Annotated in this window: 22 protein-coding genes; 12 read left to right on the forward strand and 10 right to left on the reverse strand. The window is 45.2% G+C overall.

All coding sequences use genetic code 11. From position 1 onward, the window contains the following. The coding region (locus V5298_RS10505) for an efflux RND transporter permease subunit (RefSeq protein WP_332931418.1) at positions 1-3,097 on the forward strand (3,097 nt) is incomplete at its 5' end. Further along, entirely contained in the window at positions 3,090-6,146 is a 3,057-nt protein-coding gene (locus tag V5298_RS10510) for an efflux RND transporter permease subunit (RefSeq protein ID WP_332931419.1), read from the forward strand. The genes V5298_RS10505 and V5298_RS10510, both read left to right, overlap by 8 nt. A gap of 77 nt (positions 6,147-6,223) precedes the next feature. Here the strand turns inward: V5298_RS10510 and V5298_RS10515 are convergent, their stop codons facing one another. The 4 genes from V5298_RS10515 to V5298_RS10530 all read right to left on the reverse strand — a co-directional run bounded on the left by V5298_RS10515 (position 6,224) and on the right by V5298_RS10530 (position 9,724). Next, entirely contained in the window at positions 6,224-6,544 is a 321-nt protein-coding gene (locus tag V5298_RS10515) for a DUF3718 domain-containing protein (RefSeq protein WP_332931420.1), read from the reverse strand. A gap of 400 nt (positions 6,545-6,944) precedes the next feature. After that, a complete protein-coding gene (locus V5298_RS10520; protein WP_332931421.1) occupies positions 6,945-7,817 on the reverse strand; it encodes a DNA ligase in 873 nt (290 codons plus the stop codon). A 121-nt stretch (positions 7,818-7,938) separates the two neighbouring features. After that, the gene (gdhA, locus tag V5298_RS10525; protein ID WP_332931422.1) at positions 7,939-9,291 is read right to left on the reverse strand and encodes an NADP-specific glutamate dehydrogenase; all 1,353 of its coding nucleotides are present in this window, start codon (positions 9,289-9,291) and stop codon (positions 7,939-7,941) included. 31 nt (positions 9,292-9,322) lie between these two features. Further along, positions 9,323-9,724 carry a GreA/GreB family elongation factor gene (locus tag V5298_RS10530; RefSeq protein WP_332931423.1) on the reverse strand — a complete coding sequence of 134 codons (402 nt, stop codon included), beginning with the start codon at positions 9,722-9,724 and terminating at the stop codon, positions 9,323-9,325. Between the two features lie 561 nt (positions 9,725-10,285). Here V5298_RS10530 and V5298_RS10535 point away from each other — a divergent pair. The 10 genes from V5298_RS10535 to V5298_RS10580 all read left to right on the forward strand — a co-directional run bounded on the left by V5298_RS10535 (position 10,286) and on the right by V5298_RS10580 (position 18,514). Further along, positions 10,286-11,224 (forward strand): HPP family protein, encoded by a 939-nt coding sequence (locus V5298_RS10535; RefSeq protein WP_332931424.1) that lies wholly within the window; start codon positions 10,286-10,288, stop codon positions 11,222-11,224. 134 nt (positions 11,225-11,358) lie between these two features. Continuing rightward, entirely contained in the window at positions 11,359-11,640 is a 282-nt protein-coding gene (locus V5298_RS10540) for a hypothetical protein (RefSeq protein WP_332931425.1), read from the forward strand. Positions 11,641-11,724: 84 nt separating this feature from the next. Continuing rightward, positions 11,725-12,945 carry a pyridoxal phosphate-dependent aminotransferase gene (locus tag V5298_RS10545; RefSeq protein WP_332931426.1) on the forward strand — a complete coding sequence of 407 codons (1,221 nt, stop codon included), beginning with the start codon at positions 11,725-11,727 and terminating at the stop codon, positions 12,943-12,945. A 33-nt stretch (positions 12,946-12,978) separates the two neighbouring features. After that, positions 12,979-13,587, forward strand: a complete 609-nt coding sequence (yfbR, locus tag V5298_RS10550; protein WP_332931427.1) for a 5'-deoxynucleotidase — start codon at positions 12,979-12,981, stop codon at positions 13,585-13,587. Between the two features lie 16 nt (positions 13,588-13,603). Further along, a complete protein-coding gene (locus V5298_RS10555) occupies positions 13,604-14,953 on the forward strand; it encodes an anti-phage deoxyguanosine triphosphatase (RefSeq protein ID WP_332931428.1) in 1,350 nt (449 codons plus the stop codon). Between the two features lie 167 nt (positions 14,954-15,120). Next, positions 15,121-16,125, forward strand: a complete 1,005-nt coding sequence (gene msrP, locus V5298_RS10560; RefSeq protein ID WP_332931429.1) for a protein-methionine-sulfoxide reductase catalytic subunit MsrP — start codon at positions 15,121-15,123, stop codon at positions 16,123-16,125. Further along, complete coding sequence (locus V5298_RS10565; RefSeq protein WP_332931430.1) at positions 16,125-16,751, forward strand: protein-methionine-sulfoxide reductase heme-binding subunit MsrQ; 627 nt, start codon at positions 16,125-16,127, stop codon at positions 16,749-16,751. The genes msrP and V5298_RS10565 overlap by 1 nt, the downstream gene beginning before the upstream one ends. Before the next feature lie 120 nt (positions 16,752-16,871). Continuing rightward, complete coding sequence (locus V5298_RS10570; protein WP_332931431.1) at positions 16,872-17,231, forward strand: deoxyguanosinetriphosphate triphosphohydrolase; 360 nt, start codon at positions 16,872-16,874, stop codon at positions 17,229-17,231. A gap of 125 nt (positions 17,232-17,356) precedes the next feature. Then, positions 17,357-17,755 carry a YchJ family protein gene (locus tag V5298_RS10575; RefSeq protein WP_332931432.1) on the forward strand — a complete coding sequence of 133 codons (399 nt, stop codon included), beginning with the start codon at positions 17,357-17,359 and terminating at the stop codon, positions 17,753-17,755. 126 nt (positions 17,756-17,881) lie between these two features. Further along, positions 17,882-18,514, forward strand: a complete 633-nt coding sequence (locus V5298_RS10580) for an SDR family oxidoreductase (protein WP_332931433.1) — start codon at positions 17,882-17,884, stop codon at positions 18,512-18,514. A 30-nt stretch (positions 18,515-18,544) separates the two neighbouring features. Here V5298_RS10580 and V5298_RS10585 read toward each other — a convergent pair whose 3' ends face one another. The 6 genes from V5298_RS10585 to pabC are packed head-to-tail and all read right to left on the reverse strand — an operon-like array spanning position 18,545 to position 23,223. Further along, positions 18,545-19,126, reverse strand: coding sequence for a pyridoxamine 5'-phosphate oxidase family protein (locus tag V5298_RS10585; RefSeq protein WP_332931434.1), 582 nt, complete (start codon positions 19,124-19,126; stop codon positions 18,545-18,547). Continuing rightward, positions 19,107-19,883 (reverse strand): YchF/TatD family DNA exonuclease, encoded by a 777-nt coding sequence (locus V5298_RS10590; RefSeq protein WP_332931435.1) that lies wholly within the window; start codon positions 19,881-19,883, stop codon positions 19,107-19,109. Before V5298_RS10590 ends, V5298_RS10585 begins: the two co-directional genes overlap by 20 nt. A gap of 24 nt (positions 19,884-19,907) precedes the next feature. After that, on the reverse strand, positions 19,908-20,792 hold the full coding sequence (gene holB / locus V5298_RS10595; protein WP_332931436.1) for a DNA polymerase III subunit delta': 885 nt from the start codon (positions 20,790-20,792) through the stop codon (positions 19,908-19,910). Further along, positions 20,789-21,406, reverse strand: coding sequence for a dTMP kinase (tmk, locus tag V5298_RS10600; protein WP_332931437.1), 618 nt, complete (start codon positions 21,404-21,406; stop codon positions 20,789-20,791). The genes holB and tmk overlap by 4 nt, the downstream gene beginning before the upstream one ends. 1 nt (position 21,407) lies before the next feature. Continuing rightward, complete coding sequence (mltG, locus tag V5298_RS10605; protein ID WP_332931438.1) at positions 21,408-22,433, reverse strand: endolytic transglycosylase MltG; 1,026 nt, start codon at positions 22,431-22,433, stop codon at positions 21,408-21,410. After that, positions 22,417-23,223 carry an aminodeoxychorismate lyase gene (gene pabC, locus V5298_RS10610; protein ID WP_332931439.1) on the reverse strand — a complete coding sequence of 269 codons (807 nt, stop codon included), beginning with the start codon at positions 23,221-23,223 and terminating at the stop codon, positions 22,417-22,419. The genes mltG and pabC overlap by 17 nt, the downstream gene beginning before the upstream one ends. Positions 23,224-23,240: the final 17 nt, after the last annotated feature.

Consider the following 23,240-nt stretch of genomic DNA (forward strand, 5'->3'; position numbering starts at 1 on the left):
GGAAGAAGCGGTGGGTGTGGTCAAAGGCGTCAAATCGGTGAAATCCGTTTCTCGGCCAGGTCAATCTGACGTGATACTCCAGTTTGCCTGGGGCACCGATATGGACTTTGCCAGTTTGGAAGTCCGAGAAAAACTGGATGTACTTCAATTACCCTTGGATGTAGAAAAACCCCGACTACTTAAATTTAACCCCAGTATGGATCCGGTATTGAAGTTAGGATTAGCCATGCCGGGGGGCAACACCAGCGTCAATGATGACACTGCCACCCAGTTAAAAAATATGCGCCTCTATGCCGACGAGCAAATAAAACGGCGTCTTGAGTCTATTGAAGGCGTGGCGTCAGTACGCTTAGGTGGCGGACTGGAAAACGAGATCCAGGTAGCAGTCAATCCCCAAAAAGCCAGTCAGGTGGGGATCAGTCTGGCGCTCATCATATCCCGTTTACAAGAAGAAAATGTTAACACCGCAGGTGGCCGTATCGATACCGGCAGTGAAGCCTTTTTGGTTCGTACACTGAACGAATATCAAAATGTGTCAGAAATTAAAAAGACATTTATTCGCCGTTTTCAAGGACGAGATATTCAGTTACAAGATATTGCAACAGTTTCGACCCGTTACAAAGAACCTGATGCCGTGACTCGGTTTGACGGTGTATCAGGTATAGAAATCGCCATTTATAAAGAAGGCGATGCCAATTCCGTGGATGTGGCAAAACGGGTTTCAGACCGCTTACAGGCGGTGGAAGCCTCTCTTCAGCCCGGCTATATCTTGGATGTGATTTATGATCAAAGCATTTTTATTAAGCAAGCTATCGATGACGTAAAAATGTCAGCAATCATCGGCGGCTTATTGTCCATGTTGGTGATTTATCTGTTTTTACGCAATTTCTGGACAACCTTGATCATATCTATTTCCATTCCCGTGTCCGTGATCGCTACCTTTAATTTGATGTACGGCAATGACATTAGTTTAAATATAATGAGCTTAGGCGGTATTGCCTTGGCAGTGGGCTTACTGGTTGATAACAGCATTGTGGTGCTGGAAAATATCCATCGCCACCGCAATACCCTCTCGGCAACCCATGCCGAATCCGCCAGCAACGGAACCAAAGAAGTAGCCGGCGCTATTGTGGCTTCCACACTCACAACCATGGCTGTTTTTGTTCCCCTTATCTTCGTTGAAGGGGTAGCAGGTCAATTGTTTAGCGATCAAGCCATCACGGTTTCCTTTGCCCTTGCAACCTCGTTAATAGTGGCACTTACCGTGATCCCCGCCTTAGCCGCTCGCGCACCCAAAAAGGCATTGCACCATGAAGAAACCTTTGCCTCTTCTGCCAAATCCCAATCAACAGGATCAGCGTTTGCAATCATACTGAAAATACTTTTCTTTCCTCTGCGATTACTGTTTGTATTTTGTCCGGCATTATTCGTTACTCTGCTACTGGTCATACATAAAATAATTACAAAAATAGGGAAAGCGGCGTTTTCTCCCCTTTGTGCCATGGTCGGCGTGGGCTTTTCATGGCTACAACGTCTCTATAACGCATTGTTGCAGGCTGCCCTTTCCCATCGTGTGGCGGTGTTGTTGTTCGCCGTCGCCATCACCGTCCTCTGTAGTCTTTTAGTTCCCCGTCTGGGTATGACACTGATACCCCGGATGTCCCAGGGCGAATTTAATGTTGAAATCACCCTTCCTGCAGGGTCACGCGTAACCGAAACAGACAAACTTTTAAAGGCCTTAGCCCAAGTGGCAGGCAATTTTGATACCGTTAAACGCACCTATTCGCTAGCGGGCACAGGCAGTTTGCTTAGCGCAGCCCCTTCCCAAGGCGGCGATCATTGGGGACAACTTAATGTGGTTATGGTTTCTGATCATCTTAATGGTGAATTTGTTGACGTTAAGCACGCCCTGCGCACATTTTTACAACAACAAGCAGGGGTTCAGTTCCAGTTTGGTGAGCCTGAATTGTTTAGTTTTGCCCCTCCGTTACAAATCCAGTTACAAGGTTTTGATTTAACCCAACTACAGCTATATAGCCAAAAACTACTCACCTTATTGGAAAGCGACCCACGATTTAACGATGTCACCTCAACGGTGCAAACCGGAAATCCTGAATTGAAAATTCGCTTTAACGATGCGCGTTTAGCCCGCTTGGGTTTAAACGCTAAACACGTCTCTGACGTGGTTGCGGCACAAGTCGGCGGACAGGTGGCGACCCAGTTGAATATCAATGACAAAAAAGTGGATGTATTAGTCAGAAATCAGCGACATCTAAGGGATAACATTACCGATGTCGCTAATATCATTATTAACCCTACCAGCGACATAGGCGTTCCATTAAGTGCGGTGGCAGATGTCTACATGAGTACCGGGCCAAGGGAAATCACACGGGTTAACCAGCAGCGTGTGGTATTAGTGGAAGCGAATCTGGCCTTCGGCGATTTGGCCGATGCCATAGCAGACGCACAGAAGCAGATTAACGCCATTTCCCTGCCCGTTTCCATAAAAGCGCAGATTGCAGGGCAAAACGAAGATATGGAAGAAAGTTTTGCCTCCCTACAACTGGCATTAATGTTGGCTATTTTTATGGTATATCTGGTGATGGCATCCCAATTTGAATCCCTACTTCATCCCCTGCTGATTTTATTTGCTGTTCCCTTAGCCGGTGCCGGTTCCGTATTTGGATTGTGGATCACCAATACACCTATCTCTGTGGTGGTGTTTATCGGTCTTATCATGTTGTGCGGCATCGTGGTGAATAACGCCATTGTCTTGGTCGATCGTATTAATCAATTACGGGAAAAAGGATATCGCAAACAAGAAGCCATTATAGAAGCGGGCAATAGTCGATTGCGCCCCATTGTGATGACCACGCTTACCACCGTACTAGGCTTATTTCCCATGGCGGTTGGCTTTGGTGATGGCGCAGAAGTCAGAACCCCCATGGCCATTACGGTCATTTTTGGTTTGCTCTTTGCCACCATACTTACGTTGATCCTGATCCCCGTTCTTTACAGCCTGTTCGACACCAAACGCTTTAGGCTAATGGCGCCAGCATTGCCAACGGTACATCCAAAGGAGCAGTATAATGACTGATTCACCGTCACCGAGCGGTGCCGCAATCGCCCGTTTTGCCCTTAATCATCCTGTCACCGTAGGCATGTGTTTTATATCCATGTTGCTGTTTGGTCTTGTTGCCGGGCGCTTATTACCTTTGGAAAAATTTCCTGGTATTGATATTCCCCAAATTGTGGTTGAAATACCCTATCAAGACGGCACGCCCACACAAATAGAAAGAATGATTACCCGGCCGGTGGAAGAAGTGCTGGCGACCATGTCAGGGATCAAACGCATACAGGCCACCTCCTACGAAAATCGCGCACAAGTTTTTATCGAATTCGACTGGGATGAAAATATCAAAGCGAAAAGTATTGAAGCTCGCGAAAAAATCGATGCCATCTTCCAAGATCTGCCCGACGATGTGGAACGGGTACTGGTATATAAATTCAACACGAATGATATGCCGGTATTTCAACTACGGGTATCCAGCGATCGCGACCTAAGCAACGCCTATGATTTACTGGAACGTAATTTAAAACGGCCATTAGAACGGGTTCCCGGTGTGTCAAAAGTGGAACTCTATGGCGTATTAAAAAAGCAGATCATTATTCGCTTGCTACCGGAAAAAATAGCAGCTTTACATATTGATACCCGGGCATTGAATGAAACACTGCAATCGGCGAATTTTTCAGCCACCGCGGGTGTCTTGGCGACCAAGGAAAAAATCATTGTTAACCCGATGGGTGAATTTACCGACATCAAAGCGTTTGAAAATATACTGGTTAGAGAAGGTGTGCGACTAAAAGACATTGCCACTATTCGTTACGAAACGCCTCAGCGCACGGAAGGCCGTCACCTTGATCGCACCTATGCAGTGGGATTTAACATCTATCGTGAATCAGGCAGCAATTTAGTTAAGGTCGCCGATAAGGTCATGGCGGTAATCAATAATGTCCAATCCGATCCGGAATTTAACGGCATTAATCTATTTGTTATGAATGATACCGCTAAGAGCGTCAGTTCTTCCCTTGGCGATCTGATAACCGCAGGACTTCTTGGGGCATTGTTGTCGGTGGGCGTACTGTATCTATTCCTAAGACAATTGACCACCACCTTTATTGTTGTTTTATCAGTCCCCTTCTCCATCTGTATCACATTAGGCGTCATGTATTTGATGGGGTATTCACTAAACATACTTTCATTAATGGGATTAATGTTGGCCGTAGGTATGCTCGTTGACAATGCGGTGGTTGTCACAGAAAGCATTATTCAAGCGCGGCGCACTGATCCCAATTCGGTACGGGCGACGCAAACCGGTATAAGCCGGGTGAGCTTAGCCGTTATTGCCGGTACTGCCACCACCGCCATCGTATTTTTGCCCAACATTGTCGGTGTGAAAATTGACGTTACTGTTTTTCTTGAGCATGTGGCGATTGCTATCTGCATTTCCTTGTTCGCGTCTTTGTTTCTGGCACAAACCCTGATCCCGTTGCTGGTATCCAAAATTTCCCTCCCAAAAACCCAAAACAAATCCCAATCTCCCTATATCAAAAAATATGGACACATACTCGACTGGGCACTACATCATCAAAAAATCACCGGTATGATTGCCCTGTGTATTCTAGGTAGTACCGCGTTTCCACTCGGTGAAATCAGTGGTGATGATGAAGGCAGTGGGGACAGCCGATTATGGCTCGATTACCACATCACCCAATACTACGGATTAGATGAAGTCGAAAAAGCTGTGAATAAAATGGAAGCCTACCTTTACGAACATAAAGCTGAATTTCATATCAAACAGGTCTATTCCTATTTTGAGCCTGGCCATGCAATATCTGGCATTACCTTAGAAGATGAGTTACCCGTTACCCTTGATGAAATAAAAGACCGTATACGTGAAAACATGCCACCCTTTGTTCGCGCTCGACCATCATTTCAGTGGGAAAGTGGAAATGGCGGTGGCATTCGCCTGACGTTACTCGGCGAGTCATCTTTACGTTTGCGCCAATTGGCCGAAGGTATTCTGCCTATGATTGCCCGTATTGACGGCCTAGAAGATGTAAAAATAGACATGGGCGCCGATAAATTTGAATACCAAATCACCGTTAACAAAGACAACGCCTGGCGCTTAGGAATAAAACCGGACAATATTGCCAATCTTATGAGTACGGCATTGCGGGGAAGCAATTTGCGTACGTTTCGCTATGGCGATGCCGGCGAAATTGCCGTACGTCTGATGTACGGGGAAACCACCCAAGGATCATTAAAAGCCCTTAAAAATTTACCCATTGGGCAGGTAAACCAACGTCAAATTACTTTGGGAATGGTGGCGAACATCACCGTGGTTCCCCAGTTATCAGAGATCAAACGGGTTTATCGTCAAACCGCGTTATCCATTGGCGGCAACCTGCAAGAGGGCGTAACCGTTGAGCAGGCGCAAGAGCGACTGCAACAAGCCATGGCGTATGTTTCCCTTCCCGCAGGATATACCTGGACCCTCGACGGAAGTTTCCAACGGCAAGATGAAGCCTTTGGCGTCATGCAATTAAACATGTTACTGGCCATCGCCATGATTTATATCGTCATGGCCGCCTTGTTTGAATCCCTGCTATTACCTACAGCAGTGATCACTTCACTACTCTTTTCCTTCACCGGGGTTTTTTGGGCCTTTTGGCTAACCAATACAGCCATGTCGATAATGGGCATGATTGGCATGCTGATCTTAATGGGTATTGTGGTGAACAACGGCATTGTACTGGTTGACAGAATTAACCAGTTAGTGAATGAAGGTGTACGTTTATATGATGCAGTCAAACAGGGATGTATGACACGAATACGCCCAGTCTTAATGACAGTGGCCACAACGGTACTGGGATTAATTCCACTGGCAATAGGAACTACACGAGTAGGAGGCGACGGCCCTACCTATGCACCAATGGCCATTGCGATTATTGGCGGCTTGCTATTTTCTACGTTAACCAGTCTCATTTTGGTCCCACTGACCTACGTAGCATTGCTTAAACTACGCTTCCACTTTCAACAGCTGGTGATCCGTAGTAAAACGCGAATTGAGCGCTGGATTTAAACCTTTATTTTGCATGGAACCGGGCGGCGCTACCACATGAAAAACAGCGACGACCCGGTATACAAAACACCCCACGTTTATAGACGTGCGGTTAAGAAGTCATGTACGGCAGATGCATCTCGTTGCACAGAAAAGTTAATCAGGTTTTCACCATTACAGGTTAAACCATCATCTGCAGTTAACATGCGTAATACTTCACGCTCGGTCGCAGCAATACGACCTACGTTGCGGCTTAAATTGGCACGAAGCGCACGAACATCATCAGTAGCAACGGCTTTACAAAAACCCGCATATTGAGTATCTCCAATAAAACGGAATTCTTTTGCTGTAACAGGTGCGATTGTGGCTGCGGCAGCAAGTGTCGCAATAAGGGTTTTAGTTAGTGCTTTCATCATCATTTCCTCAACAAGTTTTGGCGAACTTTACTTATTTCGATGAACCCGTGCTCAATCGACGCCTATAGTTATGCTATAAAATGAAAGAAAATGCTGTTGTATTATTGTTTCAGGTGCGTAAAGGCTAGGTAAATACACTTGTTAATTAGCTGATAACTTATTAAGCCATTGTTTTAATTGAATTAGGTAATCTTCTATATAACCAAAGCATCTACATAAACTTAATTAAGCTTAAATATAGTCTAAATGACGGGGCTAAAATTGATCGTTTTTTGTTCTTTAGTTGTTTTTTTTAACAAGCGTCGTTGGCAAAAACTGCGTATTTATGTAATAAAATTACACTCAAGGAAAGTTTTCTACATCTGCGAGGGCGGAAAAACACCCGTTTTCCCCTTATGATGTCTTATTGCAAGGCAGGGTTATCTTCATTTGGCCGCATACGCATAAAGGTGGCAAAACGAGGGATCCCTTTTTTCGTATACCCGTAATATTTAAAGGTGATCCAACTGCCAATGGCCGGCGGGTGACGCCGCTGGGTATCACTAAAACCGGAGCCAATTTTAAATTTTATCCCGGCTTTCGTTTGTACCACCATTGAGCCCATCATACCGGCATACTTCCCCTTGCCTTCAACAATGGCTAAAACCTGTGCCTCATCATCATTAAATTGCTTGAGTTTAAGCAAATGCTTGCTTCTTCCATTTTGGTAGTAACCCTGCTTTAAGTGCAGCATCAAGCCTTCACCGCCAGCCGCCGTCACCTCGGTTAGTCTTTCCTGAAGTGCCAAATTTGATTGCAAAGGGTATTGAGGAATAACGCGTAAATACGGACTCTGTGCCCTTGCAACCAGCTCTTGCATAAGGTGATAACGCTGTATAAAGGGTTTATTCTTAATCGGTAAATCAAATATCATGAAGGTAACGGTGTGCCATCGTTCATCTCCTTTCGTGCTCATAACAATGGAGGCAATTTGTTCAAAGTCGTTGCGCTTTGTCCATAACTCGCCATCCATGGGATAACTTGGCCAATTTTGGGTAAACCATTTAGGCGCACTAATTGGATTGCCATTGCGACTGATAAGCCTGTCGCCGGTCCAACGCCCGCGGATCCCGTCGAGTTTCTCGCTAATGAGATAATCGCCAATGTCGATACCTGGCCGATAGGTTTCTGCCAATTGCTGTTGCTCAATAACCCGGTGGGGATCCCCTTCATCGATGAATTGGGCGTGGGCTTGGGTAAAGAAAATGAATAACAGTGCAACACAGGTATATTTCATCACCATCCTCCTTTTACAGAGGATCACTATAGGCTGTTAATGAAAAGTGCACACCGGACAAAGGAACAGTTTGTCCCATCACACCGAGTAACCCACAACAAGCAAAGCCTCAATAAGGACGTTAGACAACGCCCTGCTCAATCATTGCATCGGCAACACGTTTAAATGCGGCTATATTGGCCCCTAAAACTAAATTATTAGGTTGCCCAAACGTCCTTGCCGTTTCGCTGGCCTGCTGGTAGATACTTTTACTGATACGCATAAGTTGCTTATCCACATCCTCAAAAGTCCAACGCTGCATACTGGCATTTTGCGCCATTTCCAATTGGCTAGTGGCCACCCCGCCAGCATTAGCCGCCTTTCCCGGCCCATAGGCAATACCAGAATCGATAAAGCATTCAACCGCGTCTTGAGTCGATGCCATATTGGCCCCTTCACTGACCAGCTTACACCCATTGGCAATCAAGGTTTCTGCATCCGTTTTGGTGATTTCATTTTGGGTGGCACAAGGAAAGGCCGCATCAGCCGTATATTGCCAAAGCGCGTGTTGTCCCGTGGGGTAATCGGCTACCGGCGTATATATGGCCGAGGGATGGGTATGAAGATACTCGGCCAGACTCACCCGTTTGTCCTCTTTTAAGGTTTTAATTAAGGTTAAATCAATACCTCCTTGATGGTACAAGGTGCCCGATGAATCGCAACAACCAACGGGAATTGCACCAAGTTGATATAACTTTTCCATGGCATAGATCGCCACATTGCCAGCGCCGGAAACCAGACAGGTTTGCCCCTGCAAGTTTTCTTTGCGATCATTTAGCATGTAATCGGCAAAATAGACGGTGCCGTATCCCGTGGCTTCTTTTCGTACTAGCGAACCGCCCCACAACAATCCCTTGCCAGTTAAAACCCCTTCATACCGGCCTGTTAAGCGCTTATATTGCCCAAATAAATAGCCTATCTCACGAGCGCCAACACCAATATCACCCGCCGGCACATCCGTATTGGGGCCCACATGACGATATAATTCGGTCATAAAGGACTGACAAAACCTCATGATTTCATTATCAGATTTGCCTTTTGGATCGAAATTAGCGCCGCCTTTACCCGCACCGATAGGCAACCCGGTAAGGGCATTTTTGAATATTTGCTCGAACCCCAGAAACTTGATAACACTGGCATTCACCGATGGATGAAAGCGTAAACCGCCCTTATAGGGCCCCAGTGCCGAGTTAAACTCGATGCGATACCCTTTATTTACCTGAATATTGCCCTTGTCATCCACCCAAGGCACGCGGAAAAATATTTGACGTTCCGGCTCCACGATACGTTGGATAATAGCCTGTTGTTGGTATAGACGATTCGATTCCAACACCGGCGCTAAAGAACATAAAACTTCTTCAACGGCTTGGTAAAACTCATCCTGAGCAGGACTACTCGCTCTCAAACTCAACAAGGTATTGTTTATATAATTCATAGCATTACCATTAAATCCAACATTTCACTTTTTACGTACAGAAAAAATAATTAACTTTTTGTTTCACATTAAGAATACTAATTTCTTGTTTACCATTTTGGGTCATCCAACTAATCTTTTGTCCGCTCTTAAGACCAAGTAACGCTGAGCCTATTGGAGCAAAAACAGAAATGCTGTCTGGGTATTTATCCATATCAAACGGTAAACACAATGTTTTAGTAAAACACTGATCATTCTTAACGATTTTGAATGTGACTTGAGAACCAATGGAAATCACATTTTTAGGGAGATCTTTGGCCTCCACCACGTTAGCTCGGGCTAACTCGTCCTCTAACGCATCGTAAACTTCTACTGGCAAATCAATATTTTCCAATTGCTTTTCGATCTCTAAAACATCTTCATAAGAAATTGTAATATCAGGTTTATTTTGCATAACATCCTCCTTCAAAATAAAATAAAGGGCATAGAAATTTATATACAAGCAGCCTCATCCCCTTTGACTTTTCATTCAAAGTAAAAATCACAATATTTATAAACGATAGAAAGTCAGCGGAGTGACTAAATGAGTTTTATATTATTTTAAATAATAAGAAGCAGCCGAACGTATAGCTACGCTCGGCTTAATTGGGTAGGGTGAGTAAAATACTCTTAATTAATTTGCAGTAATTAATCATGGCATCCTCAAAGTCATGATTAAATAGTAATGTTTGTAAAAAAAATAACAACCTGTAAACACAGTTTTTTATACCGAATTTAATCTAATAGCCCAATTAAATATGGCAAACACCGAAAAACACAACATAAACCCCTACCTTATGTACAGTGACAAAGTAGAATGAAATATAGCAAAACAGACTATGACGTTAACAAACCGTCATATAGTATCTGCCGTCCATTTTCATAAGCGCGATCAAAGCAAATACCCGCGTAACCACGAACATACATAGCCATAATCACCTAATATCATATTAATCAAATAGTTAATTTATCCATCATGAAATTTAAATTTATCAATCTACAAACCGTACACCGCATTTTGGGCGTTCAAAGCCATGTTGTAACCTCAGAAAAGGTTATCTCTACCGTCGGTGGCATGATGGCCATTTTTTGTTCGTTTTATATCACAACACTACTGACCGATACCCAAGGTTCACTGGCGATCTTACCGTCAATGGGGGCATCCACGGTGTTGCTTTTCGCCGTGCCCCACGGACAACTCTCAACCCCTTGGGCATTTTTCGTCGGAAACTTACTCTCTGCCGCGGTGGGCGTCACCTGCGCACTCTTTATTGACAATATTTTATTGGCCGCGCCGGTGGCTGTGGCATCTTCAATACTCATTATGCATCTCTCCCGCTCTCTGCATCCCCCTGGCGGAGCTACGGCGTTGGCGGCGGTTATTGGTGGGCCAGGTATTGCAGAACTTGAATACGGCTATGTGATCTGCCCAACCTTAATTAACTGTGTGGTGCTCTTTAGCATTGCTATTTGCTTTAACAACTTTTTCCAGTGGCGACGCTACCCCCAATATTTTATGCGCTATCGGGGTATCGGCTATCACCCCGACACGCGACAAATCAAAATGCGACATATTCATGAAGCCATTGCCCGCTCCGAATTGGTTGTTGATGCCAGCGACAAGCAAATTAAGCACATCATTGATTTAGCTGACGCCCTCCTCCATGAAGAGTTAATTGCCGGTTTTGAACTGGAGATGGGTGCTTTTTATACCAATAACAAACCCGGTAAACTCTGGTCTGTTAGGCAGGTTATTGATGAGCGACAACACGAGAATAAACAACAACACCTGCTTATTTATCGCGTGGTAGAAGGCAATGGAAAAGGACAATCCGACTGCTGTACATACCAGGAATTTGCCGAATGGGCAGCAATGAAAATGGCTCCGGCAAGAATTAAAAAACTCACCCCATGAAGATGATATCCACTTAAGGGATCAACCATGCATTTGGACAGTTAAACAAGTTTCACTCTTCGTTCTCACTGATGTATATCAAGAGTGCCCCAGTAAAATAGGCGTATGCTGACAATTCCAAAAAGGACAAAATAATGTCAGATAAAACGTTACTTAAACTCTTAAAGATCATGATGTGCACCGGCATTAGTATGATTTTACTTGGTGTTTGGTGTCACACCTCTAGTGCTACCATTGAAAAAATGGGCGTAACGGGTATTGTTATCAGTGCCTGTCTGGTTGCCACTGGTATGATCTTGTCATTACCCACTAAAATGTATATCACCTTCATATTGGTAAAAATGGAAGATGAGCAAAAAAATCCGCCCCTGAAGTCAATTAGACGCAAAAGAAAAAGCAATATCACCACAAAATGATGATAAAGATAACAATTTAGGCTTAACAATTACCCAGTCAATGCGCTAATCTGTCAGTCTCCTTAATTTAAGACAGATGCTGTAATGAAACCTGTAGAACGCTCTCATAAACTGGATAATGTATGCTATGACATCCGGGGGCCAATTGCTGCGCAAGCACGCAAGATGGAAGATGAGGGTCACCGCATACTCAAACTAAACATTGGAAATCCCGCGCCATTTGGCTTCGAAGCCCCTGATGATATTCTCAAAGATGTTATCCATAATCTGCCGACATCCCAGGGCTATTCTGACTCTTCCGGTATCTATGCCGCACGTGTAGCCGTCATGCAGTATTATCAACAAATGAATATTGCCGATATTCGTATTAACGATATTTATATCGGTAACGGCGTCAGTGAAATGATCATGATGGCGATGCAGGCGCTGTTAAATACTGGGGATGAAGTCTTGTTACCCAGCCCCGACTATCCCCTTTGGACTGCGGCGGTAAGTCTTTCATCCGGTACACCTGTACACTATCGCTGTGATGAACAAGCCGACTGGTTTCCTGATATCGACGATATAAAAAGTAAAATTAACAGCAAAACTCGCGCAATCGTCATTATCAATCCCAACAACCCCACCGGTGCGGTATACGATAAAGCCTTACTGCAACAGATTGTGGATGTGGCCAAAGAACATGGTTTGGTCATTTTCTCTGACGAGATTTATGACAAAATTCTTTATGATGGATACAAACATACCTGTATCGCGTCGTTAACCGATGATGTCTTTTGTGTCACCTTAGGTGGGCTGTCGAAAAACTATCGCGTGGCGGGTTTCCGTTCAGGCTGGTTAGTGGTAAGCGGCAATAAACGCATCGCCAAAGATTATATTGAAGGCTTAAACATGCTTTCCTCCATGCGAATGTGTGCCAATGTACCTTGTCAAAGTGCCATTCAAACGGCCTTAGGTGGATACCAGAGTATAAACGATTTAGTCACCGATGGAGGCCGGCTTAAACAACAGCGGGATGTAACCTCTGATATGCTTAACAGTATCCCAGGAATACATTGCGTTAAACCCAAGGGGGCCATGTATTGTTTTGCCAGTGTGGATGCCAGTAAATTTAATATTACCAATGATGAGCAAATGATTTTCGATTTGCTTAACGAAGAAAAGATTCTATTGGTACATGGCCGTGCATTTAATTTAAATGATGGCTGCTACTTTAGGCTGGTATTCCTTCCTCATGTGGATATTTTAAAGCCCGCGATCACCCGTATCGGCAACTTTTTTCAGTATTACAATCAACATGCTTAAGGTCGCAGGATCTCAGGCAAAAAGGACAGTCCAATGACAGGTTCGAAAAGTACCTTTCTTGCCTGGATCATACGCATGCCGTTGATAAAGCGGTGGGCATTGATGCATACCGTAAAGCGGGAAAATATCGCCGAACATTCTCATCAGGTGGCGGTGATTGCTCATCTACTGGCGGTTATCCGTAATGAATATTTCTCCGGCACGTTAAATCCGGAAAAAGCCGCAACGATGGCCTTGTACCATGAAGTATCAGAAACCAAGTTATCTGATATTAACCACGTGACGAAATACCATAACCCTCACATTACCCGGGAATTTAAGAAACTTGAGGAAATCTCTGAGCGGGAGTGCCTGTCCTCACTACCGGCCCCTTTACAAAAACATTTTGCTAACCTATTGGTTCAGTCGAATGTTGATCCTGACTATAAAGCCGTAGTGAAAGCCGCTGATCTAATATCTGCCTATTTAAAGGCATGCGATGAGATCCAACTTGGCAACCGAGAGTTTGTGCCGGTAAAACATAGGTTGGACAAAATGCTGGCGCACTTTAAAGAAACCTTACCCGAAGTTCAGTATCTTCTAGATACCTTTGCTGATAATTGTCTTGTAAGCGTGGATGAACTATCCCAACAGGACACCTAAAAAAAGAGAGAAATCCGTGGATAAGCCCCAAACTGAATTTGACCAATCTGCATGGCATGCCAGACGCTTACCCCGAAATCAAAGTCGTGATGGCGACCACCGTAATCCCTATCAACGGGACAAGGCACGGGTGTTACATTCTGCGGCCTTTCGCCGATTACAAGCCAAAACTCAGGTGCTCGGCGTTGGCTTAAGCGACTTTTATCGTACCCGGCTCACCCACTCGTTAGAAGCCGCACAAATCGGCACTGGTATAACCGCACAGTTACAAGGCAAATATCCCCACCAAACTCACTTACTCCAACTGGACGCTAACCTCATTGAAACGCTGTGTTTAGCGCATGATATCGGCCATCCGCCTTTTGGTCACGGCGGAGAAATCGCCCTCAATTATATGATGCATGACCATGGTGGATTTGAAGGCAATGCACAGACATTCCGCATTATTTGTCTGTTAGAGCCTTATACCCAAGATCACGGTATGAACCTCTGTCGTCGCTGCATTCTTGGCTTGGTCAAATACCCTAATTTTATTGATGCCCTTACCAATCCAGCATGTGTTGGTACCCGCCCGGCTTCGCCAAGACAATTACAGGCCTCTCATTGGCACCCACCCAAAGGTCTGTATCGCTGTGATGCCCCCCTTTTTGACTGGCTGCTTAGCCCGTTAAACGCCAGCGACAAAGCCCAGTTTATGCACTATCAGCAAGCAGAGGATAAACACAGTAAAACCCGTTTTAAGTCCTTCGATTGCTCAATTATGGAACTGGCTGATGATATTGCCTATGGGATCCATGATCTTGAAGATGCCATTGTCATGAAAATGGTCAGCAAACAGGATTTTGAAGGGGCGATCACATCCCCCTTACAGTCTCGCTCTGTGCCTTGGCTATCTGCATCTATTGAAGCCCTCACCGAGCGGTTATTTAGCGATCAGCACCATGAACGTAAAAATGCCATTGGTGCTCTGGTGAATTGTTTTATTACCGCCATTACCATTGCAGAAATTCCCCATTTCACCCACCCGTTACTGCGTTATCAGGCTGTTATGCCAGAAGAGCACGGAAAAGCATTAGGGATGTTCAAAGATTTTGTATTACAAAAAGTGATCAAAAAACCCGAAGTACAATTACTCGAGTATAAGGGTCAGCAAATTGTTATGGAGCTTTTTGAAGCCTTTAGCGCCGAACCCCAGCGACTACTGCCGGAAAACACCCGCATTCGTTGGCAACGAGCCGAGCAACAAAATAATGGCTACCGGGTCATTGCCGATTATATCTCGGGTATGACCGATGAATTTGCATCAAGACTCTATGCTACCCTTTTTACGCCTAAACAAACCGCACATTTTGATGGTTTGATGTAACCCGATAAAAACACAAGGGAGTACGGCCCCGGCAATGGGGGAGATCCTGGGGCAAATTAATCCCCTGCTTTTGTGTTTTTGCACCTATTCTCTATAAGCGTGAAATTTTTCCTCCTTTTGCGGGGTCTGTTTTAATTACTGTATAGAGAATGCGGACAAGGCGAATTATGACTAGGCGATTTACCCCTACTGTGGTGCTAAAAGATAACGACGTTACTGACGAGACGATATATACACAACGCCGCAAGCTTCTAAAACAAATGGGCTTTTTAGGTACGGGGGCGTTATTAAGTGGTGGTGCCAACGCCTTTGGTTGGTTCAGTGACGATGAGGAAACGGCCGTGTCAGCCCCCCGCCCTCTGGATTTTAAACAGAACACCACATGGGGGCAGGATGAAACCCTAACGCCCTATGAAAAAGTCACCCAATTTAATAACTTCTATGAATTTGGGACGGGAAAAGAAGATCCGGCCAAAAACGCACAGAACTTTAAAGTGGACCCTTGGACCCTTTCCATTGACGGCATGGTAGAAAACCCCATCACCCTAGGTTACGAAGAGTTATTTTCCAAATTCGCCTTAGAAGAAAGGATCTACCGTTTACGTTGCGTTGAAGCCTGGTCCATGGTTATTCCTTGGACAGGTTTTCAGTTAAGTCATTTACTTGCCATGGCAAAACCGCTTTCTAGCGCTAAATACGTTGCCTTTGAAACCTTAGATTCGCCAACCCAAATGCCAGGTATTAGAAACGCCTTTGTTGGCGGCGGGCTCGATTACCCGTATATAGAAGGTTTGCGTCTTGATGAAGCAGCCCATCCATTGACGATGATGGCCGTGGGGGTTTATGGCAAAACCCTGCCCGGACAAAACGGCGCGCCCATTCGTTTGGTTGTGCCTTGGAAGTACGGATTTAAGAGTATCAAATCCATTGTTAAAATCACCTTAACGGACAAAAAGCCGCCGACTACCTGGAATCAACTGGCTAAACAAGAATACGGCTTTTATGCCAACGTTAACCCTAATGTGGATCATCCTCGGTGGAGCCAGGCCTCAGAGCGTCGCATAACCCGTGGAGGATTATTCAAGCAAACCCGCATCCCAACGCAACTGTTTAACGGATATTCGGAAGTGGCCCCGCTTTATGCCAATATGGATTTGACGAAACAATTCTGATGAAAAAACTGTTTAATCGCCCCGTTAGGATCCCAGCAAAGCAACGTATTGTCACCAAAACCCTGTTTCATTTTTTTGCCGTGGGGTATTTGGTGTGGCTATTTTACGCCGGAATAAACGACCAACTTGGTGGCGATCCGGTAGAAGCACTACTTAACGCAACGGGAATAATGGCAATCAACTTATTGCTATTTACCCTGGCCTTATCCCCCTTAGCGCAACGGCTGCCTTGTGGCGATCTGATCACCTATCGACGGATGAGTGGTATTTATGTCTTTGTTTATGCGTTAATGCACTTTTTAACTTACATCGGTTTTGAGCTCGGTTTCGATTTTTCCCTTATCGGTAGTGAACTGCTTAAGCGACCCTATATTATGGTGGGGTTTACCGCCTTAATTATTTTACTCTTATTGACCATTACCTCTGTCAATAAAGTACGCCGCAAGATGGGACGGAAATGGCAAACCCTCCACAATTTCGTGTATCTGGCCTTAGGCCTCGCCATACTCCATTACACTTGGGCATTGAAGACGGGTTGGCAATCACCGGTATTTTACTGGATAGGCGCTATCCTGCTTGTACTCAGTCGTCAACGTATTCTGAGACTATTGAAAATAAACAGCTAATCTGTCAGCCATTTAAACGCCGCTTCTACAGCGGTGTTTTTTTATGCAAAAAAGACTTGCTTCCTGTTTCATTTACAACTACTGTATATCCATACACTGTACAAACAAACAGGAATGATTATGCAAATTTCAAATAACGTCGCTCAGCTTTCATTTGCCTTTGAAGGTTCCCCGGCTTCCCTTAGTCGGCCTCGGGGTTGGTCTTATTTACTTGCAGATTCCGTTGCCTTTAAAAAGGACACGCCACACAGTATTCGTATTCAAAAACCCACGGAAGAAGAAGTGCCGACTTGGATAGCGAAACTCATTACCAGTGGGCAGTGTAAAACAATTTATGTTGAAAATTTAACCTTGAAAGCTCAAGAGCGTGACAAGATCCGTATGTTGTGCCATCGCTATGCCGTATCCATTGTTAATTTGCAGGTGGTTAATGATGACAATGGCTATGCGTTAAAAAACGTCGTTATGGGGCCTTGGTAATTCATTGCCCCCTACATTTTTGCGGTGTACACTTTTGCCATCATTAAATGACCTCTACACCCATGAAATGTTACTGTAATAGCGGCCATTCCTTTTCGGCCTGTTGTCAACCTATCCTACAGGGTATGAAGACGGCAACAACGCCAGAAAGTCTGATGCGTTCACGTTTTACCGCTTATGCGTTATCAGATTACGATTATATTCTGGCCACCTACACCTTGGCATCAAGGGCCAACTTAACGGTGGATGATCTACGTACTGCCGCAGCCCATACCGCTTGGCTCACCTTAAACATTGTGGCCTTACCCAGTTCACAACAGGTTGAATTTATAGCCTGGTATAGTGAAAAAGGCAAGCTTGGACGACTGCACGAGACCTCCTCATTTATCTTAGAAAATGAAGCCTGGCGATACCACTCGGGCGACTTACACCCTGATACTGGCTATATTAAAAAAGGGCGCAACGAGCCATGCATTTGCGGTAGTGGAAAAAAGTTTAAACAATGTTGCCTGTCTAAAGTCTGATCCTAATACTTCTGGCTATTTTAACTATGTCACCGAGCCCACCTTAACGTCACTTAAAGGCGATGATTGATCTAATTGGGCGCCTATTGCGAACAAAAAATCTCTATTTAATAAAAGGAGTGCTCCATGACGGATGTTCTAGTTATAGGTGCCAGCGGTAACGTAGGAAAAATGGCCACCCAACAATTGCTCGAAAATGAGTTTACCGTTAAGGCTTTAGTGCGAGATGCCAGTAAACTTAGCGACATAGATAGTGACAACCTGAGCATATGTGAAAGAGATTTAGAAGATGACTTTTCTGATGTTTTCCACGACTGTCATCAGGTGGTGTTTGCCGCCGGATCCGGCGGTAGCACGGGGGCAGATAAAACCCTACTTATTGATTTATGGGCAGCAAGAAATGCCGTGGAATACGCCAAGAGTTCAGGCACGCAGCGTTTTGTTATGTTAAGTTCTGTGGGTGCCGATGCGCCAGATGATCTTCCCTCTGACATCAAGCCCTACCTGGTGGCAAAACATATGGCCGATCAACACCTCATCACCAGTGGCCTTAGATACACCCTATTACGCCCCGGAACCTTACTCGATGAAAAAGGTGCCGGCATGATGCAAAATACCATGCCGAAGCACAGAAACGACGCAGTGATCTCTCGAGAAGATGTGGCCACTGCGATTCGTTACGCTGTAGGTTCACCGGCCAGTGATGATCGTATCATCGCCTTGTATCGCGGCAGCCATCCCATAAAGTCTTTTTTCTAGTCCTTGTTAATCATCTAACATACAAAAGCACTAAGGGATAACATGGGCTGTGCGCCACTCCCCTTGTTGCTTTTCATACAGGTGACGATATTGAGGATTACCTTTTAGGCAAAGGTAATCAGCCCTTTCCACAGTAAATTTAATCACACAGAAGTGTTCGGGAGGATCATTGGATTGCTGATTGGCTTTTAAAGGTTCTCGGTGAGCTCTTGGTGTTTTAGGCACGCCCCACAGGAACTGTTTTTTCCCTGGCTCGGACATATTATGCCAATAGGTTGCCACCGTTTTGCCATCGTCAATCAATGACAAAATGGTGCCCCTTACATCAAATCGATATTGCTCCCGAGTATGGGCAAAATACCAACAAATGGCACCTTGATCATTATTGCGTAAATCTGCGATCTTATCCGTTCGCAAATCCGAAACAACAAATATCGCGCCATGGAGCTCATCCATGGCGCGAAACACCAAACTTCTATTACTTGGTTTGCCCTCAGCATTACAGGTGGCCAGCTGAAAATACCGACTTTCCGGGCTTTGTCGGGAAAGTTGCAGGCTTTTAATTAGTCGAGGGATCCACGGAATGGATGGGTTATCGGCGTGGTTTTGCATGATCAAACAAAGTATAGAAATTAGCCGTGGTGACCCGGGCCAGCTCTGCAACACTTATCCCTTTAAGATCCGCGATAAATTCGGCCACCTCAACCACATACCCAGGTTGATTTTCTTTTCCTCTATGGGGTACGGGTGCTAACCAGGGTGAATCGGTTTCAATGAGTAATTTATCCAGTGGTAAGGCTTTTACAACTTCTCTTAAGGATTTGGCCGAATTGAAGGTCACAATGCCCGAAATAGAGATATAAAAATTCAAATCAATCGCCGCGAGCGCCATGTCCAGATCTTCAGTAAAGCAATGTAACACCCCTTTGGTTTCCGGCTTTTTATAGTGTGTTAACAGATCCAGGGTATCTTGGCGCGCTCCACGGGTATGAATAATCAGTGGCTTATTCAACACATTAGCCACTTTAATATGATCAATGAAGGAAATGCGTTGAATGTCTTTGGTTTCTGCACTGTAGAAGTAGTCTAAACCCGTTTCGCCCACTGCCACCACACAGGGATCCGCCGCTTTATTCAGCAAGGTTTCGTAATCGCAGGCGTCTTCCTGATGTAATGGATGCACACCACACGATACCGAAACATCAGCAAACGGAGCCACCTTTTCTTTCATACTGTGGAAATCTTCCACCGACACACACACACAAAGAAAATGTTCTACACCGCGGTTACGGGCAAATTCCAATGTAGCGGATAAATCAGCATTTTCGTCACTAAGACGATCTAAATGGCAATGAGAATCTACAAACAAACTTTATACACCTGTTGTCTTGTTTCAATTTACAGAGAAAACGTCAAGTAACCCGGATAAGATCACGATTTTATTGACACCTGCATGCTGAAGGTGTTTTTTCGCTTTCTGGCAACGCACACATAACTGATAGTCGTTATCCTGCTGAGAACCAATATATCGATGATGGGCTTCGGCTTGCAACCAGGATACCACCAATAACGCTGAATCCTGCCATTTTGACGCCAATTCACTAGGTGATAACGCACCCTGCTTAAGGCCGGTAAGCCCTTGGGTAAACTCATCATAGGAAAGACCTTCGTCGGCCTCACTTAAACTGTCGCGGATGATTAAAGGCGCATAGCCATACGCTTTTGCGTAGCCATCAGACACACCATCATACCCTTGTTCCTGCAACCAATGGCGCGTTACCGCAATAGAAGGAAGTCCAAAGGTGTGTTTTTCACAGCGGCTTAATATGGTTGGTAACAGCGCCGTTTTCTTATTCGTGATTAATATAATAAATGTATTTTTGGTAGGCTCTTCCAATGTTTTAAGCAACGCATTGGATGCTGCCTCAGTCATAGTGTCTGCATGGGGGATAACAAGTACTTTATTATGACTTAACTGGGCAGTGCCGTTAAGTTTGCCTATCCCTTCCCTGATCTTATCGACCCCCAATTGCTTTTCAGACGTCAAGCGATAAAAATCAGGATGACTGCCCGCTTTAACCAGCTGACAACTCTGACAGTGGCCACATGCCCCCTGTGCGGTCAGTTGCCGACACAAAATAACATCAGCCAAGGTTTCAGCCAGTATTTGCTTTCCCAACCCCGCCGGCCCACTTAATAACAGGGCATGATGCAGATTGCCCTCTAGGCTACGTTTGGTGAATTGAAAAAAGGACTGTTCCAACCAGGGTAAAATCATGCTACCTGCACCTGTAAGGTTTCTTTCACTTTACGGTGTACCTCAGCCATGGGTTGCATGGCATCGATAACAAAAACAGACGTATCATGATTGGCCAATTCAAGATAACGGGCTCGGGTACGCTCAAAAAACGCCAAACCGGAACGTTCTATACGATCCAACTCCCCTCGCCCTCTGGCCCGTTTAAGGCCTTCCTCTGGATCCACATCAAGGTACAAGGTGAGATCGGGCTGGAACACTTGTAGGCATAAATCACGCAATGGGGCAATTTTGTCATAACGGATACCCCGGCCTCCGCCTTGATACGCCAATGAACTCATATCGTGACGGTCGCCGATGACCCATGTGCCCTTACTTAACGCCGGCTGGATCACATTAACCAGTAACTGACGCCGAGCAGCATACATAAGCATTAATTCAGTTTCTTCGGCAATAGACTCCTGCCAATCGCCCTTTACACACTCCCGAATGGCTTCCGCCATGGGGGTACCACCAGGTTCCCGGGTACAAATACACTGTTGCCCCAGTTGGCGAATAAACTCTCTAACAACACTGATGACGGAGCTTTTACCCGCACCTTCTAAGCCTTCAATGACGATAAATTTTGCCGACATGTTACTCTCTATTTTTAGCGCGCTGATACTGATTAACCGCACGATTGTGCGCTTCCAGCGTAGCAGAAAACTGATGACTGCCGTCACCCTTTGATACAAAATAATAATCATCCGTGTGGGCGGGATGTAACGCCGCATGAATGGCTTCCCGTCCAGGCATTGCAATAGGCGTTGGTGGTAATCCCTTTATAACATAGGTGTTATAGGGTGTTTTTTCCCGTAAATGGGCCCTTGTGAGATTACCATCAAAAGCCGCGCCAATCCCATAGATGACCGTAGGATCGGTTTGTAGCCGCATACCTTTTCGTAGCCGGTTAACAAAAACCCCAGCGATACGCGGCCGTTCAGCGGGCACCGCGGTCTCTTTTTCTATAATAGAGGCCATGATAAGCGCTTCATAGGGCGTTTGATAAGGTAATTGGCTGTCTCTGCCATCCCAGGCCTGTTCAAGGTAGGCCACCATGGCATGATTTGCTCTAAGCAAAATGTCACTGCCTTTAAAGCCCGCGGCGTAATGATATGTATCGGCCAGAAATATTCCCTCGGGATAGGCGTCCTCGGGCATACCCGCAATGCCCTGTAACTGGTTAGATAACTGCAACGCCACATTGTCTTCTAAGTCATTCATGACATAAGGCGCTGCTTTTATGGATAACAACCATTGGTTAAGGGTGAGCCCTTCTACCAGACTCACCTTAAATTGATATTCTTTCCCTTTTGCCAGCAGGGTAAAAACCGTATGCAGACTCATATCGGGTTTTAGTTGAAACACGCCAGCGCGTACCTGACTGATATCTGGCTCTAGTTTAAACCAAATACGACTCACCAAACGGGATACCGATGTTATCCCTTTTTCCCGTAAATCATCCATCACTGCTATGGCGGAATCGCCCGCTTTCACTTGATAAAACTGGGTATGAGTAAGCTGTACCGGCGCATTAAGTAATTGTATTTGCTGCCAACCATAGCCAATAATCACCATGACAAGGATCACCAGCAGGATCAGGGCACTATAAAAGACTTTCATTAACGTCCAACAACCTTGTTGCTACCGCATGTTGTAGTTGAGTCACCCGATCAATTGAGAACTCACACACACCGTCTTCATGAAAGAGTCTTTTTACTGGAACAATGTGCATCAACGAGTTACACAAAAAGACATTTTCTGCCGTTAATAATTGTTGTTTAGGATACAAGGATTCCAAGGCCGACTGCTCAAGTAACGCTAACACCTTTAACACAAATGTCCGAAACACGCCCTTTACACCACAATGGGTGATTGCAGGGGTATGCCATGCACCTTGCGCATACCAAAACAGATTGCTTGCACTGGCCTCGATGAGGTTATCATTCATGTCACAAACAATGGCATCATCTTTTACCAGCTTTTGTTTAATAAGTACCTGCTCTAAGCGATTAAGATGCTTTATACCGGCAAGTAATGGCTGGTGTCCGAGCTTTACCGGACTAAAATCAACATCAATGCCCACATCCTGCCATTGGCGATAAAACGAGGGTATTGGGTGGGTTGAGAAGGTGATCACTGGTTTAGGTTCAGCTGGACGCTGGTAGCCTCGGCCTCCCTCGCCGGCGGAAAGATGGATTTTTATCACGCCGTTGTTTAACGATCTTGCCTGTGCCTGTACTTCCCGTTCCAACGGGTCAATTTCTAACGGCAGCGCGAGTCGCTGGCTATCATCTAACAACCGCGCTTTATGCAACGGCCATAATTGTGGTTTTTTGTTTCGTACCGCTAGTGTGGTAAAGAGACCATCACCGTACTGGAAGGCTCTGTCCCGGTGATTATCCGCACCCATCTTCACCTGTATCCTTA

It is taken from the genome of Alteromonas sp. 14N.309.X.WAT.G.H12 (assembly GCF_036697315.1).
Classification (GTDB): Bacteria; Pseudomonadota; Gammaproteobacteria; order Enterobacterales; family Alteromonadaceae; genus Alteromonas.

Coding starts and splice junctions, on each gene's coding strand:
- V5298_RS10510 (WP_332931419.1), top strand. CDS start 3,090: ATGACTGATTCACCGTCACCGAGCGGTGCCGCAATCGCCCGTTTTGCC.
- V5298_RS10515 (WP_332931420.1), bottom strand. CDS start 6,544: ATGATGATGAAAGCACTAACTAAAACCCTTATTGCGACACTTGCTGCC.
- V5298_RS10520 (WP_332931421.1), bottom strand. CDS start 7,817: ATGAAATATACCTGTGTTGCACTGTTATTCATTTTCTTTACCCAAGCC.
- gdhA (WP_332931422.1), bottom strand. CDS start 9,291: ATGAATTATATAAACAATACCTTGTTGAGTTTGAGAGCGAGTAGTCCT.
- V5298_RS10530 (WP_332931423.1), bottom strand. CDS start 9,724: ATGCAAAATAAACCTGATATTACAATTTCTTATGAAGATGTTTTAGAG.
- V5298_RS10535 (WP_332931424.1), top strand. CDS start 10,286: ATGAAATTTAAATTTATCAATCTACAAACCGTACACCGCATTTTGGGC.
- V5298_RS10540 (WP_332931425.1), top strand. CDS start 11,359: ATGTCAGATAAAACGTTACTTAAACTCTTAAAGATCATGATGTGCACC.
- V5298_RS10545 (WP_332931426.1), top strand. CDS start 11,725: ATGAAACCTGTAGAACGCTCTCATAAACTGGATAATGTATGCTATGAC.
- yfbR (WP_332931427.1), top strand. CDS start 12,979: ATGACAGGTTCGAAAAGTACCTTTCTTGCCTGGATCATACGCATGCCG.
- msrP (WP_332931429.1), top strand. CDS start 15,121: ATGACTAGGCGATTTACCCCTACTGTGGTGCTAAAAGATAACGACGTT.
- V5298_RS10565 (WP_332931430.1), top strand. CDS start 16,125: ATGAAAAAACTGTTTAATCGCCCCGTTAGGATCCCAGCAAAGCAACGT.
- V5298_RS10570 (WP_332931431.1), top strand. CDS start 16,872: ATGCAAATTTCAAATAACGTCGCTCAGCTTTCATTTGCCTTTGAAGGT.
- V5298_RS10575 (WP_332931432.1), top strand. CDS start 17,357: ATGAAGACGGCAACAACGCCAGAAAGTCTGATGCGTTCACGTTTTACC.
- V5298_RS10580 (WP_332931433.1), top strand. CDS start 17,882: ATGACGGATGTTCTAGTTATAGGTGCCAGCGGTAACGTAGGAAAAATG.
- V5298_RS10585 (WP_332931434.1), bottom strand. CDS start 19,126: ATGCAAAACCACGCCGATAACCCATCCATTCCGTGGATCCCTCGACTA.
- holB (WP_332931436.1), bottom strand. CDS start 20,792: ATGATTTTACCCTGGTTGGAACAGTCCTTTTTTCAATTCACCAAACGT.
- tmk (WP_332931437.1), bottom strand. CDS start 21,406: ATGTCGGCAAAATTTATCGTCATTGAAGGCTTAGAAGGTGCGGGTAAA.
- mltG (WP_332931438.1), bottom strand. CDS start 22,433: ATGAAAGTCTTTTATAGTGCCCTGATCCTGCTGGTGATCCTTGTCATG.
- pabC (WP_332931439.1), bottom strand. CDS start 23,223: ATGGGTGCGGATAATCACCGGGACAGAGCCTTCCAGTACGGTGATGGT.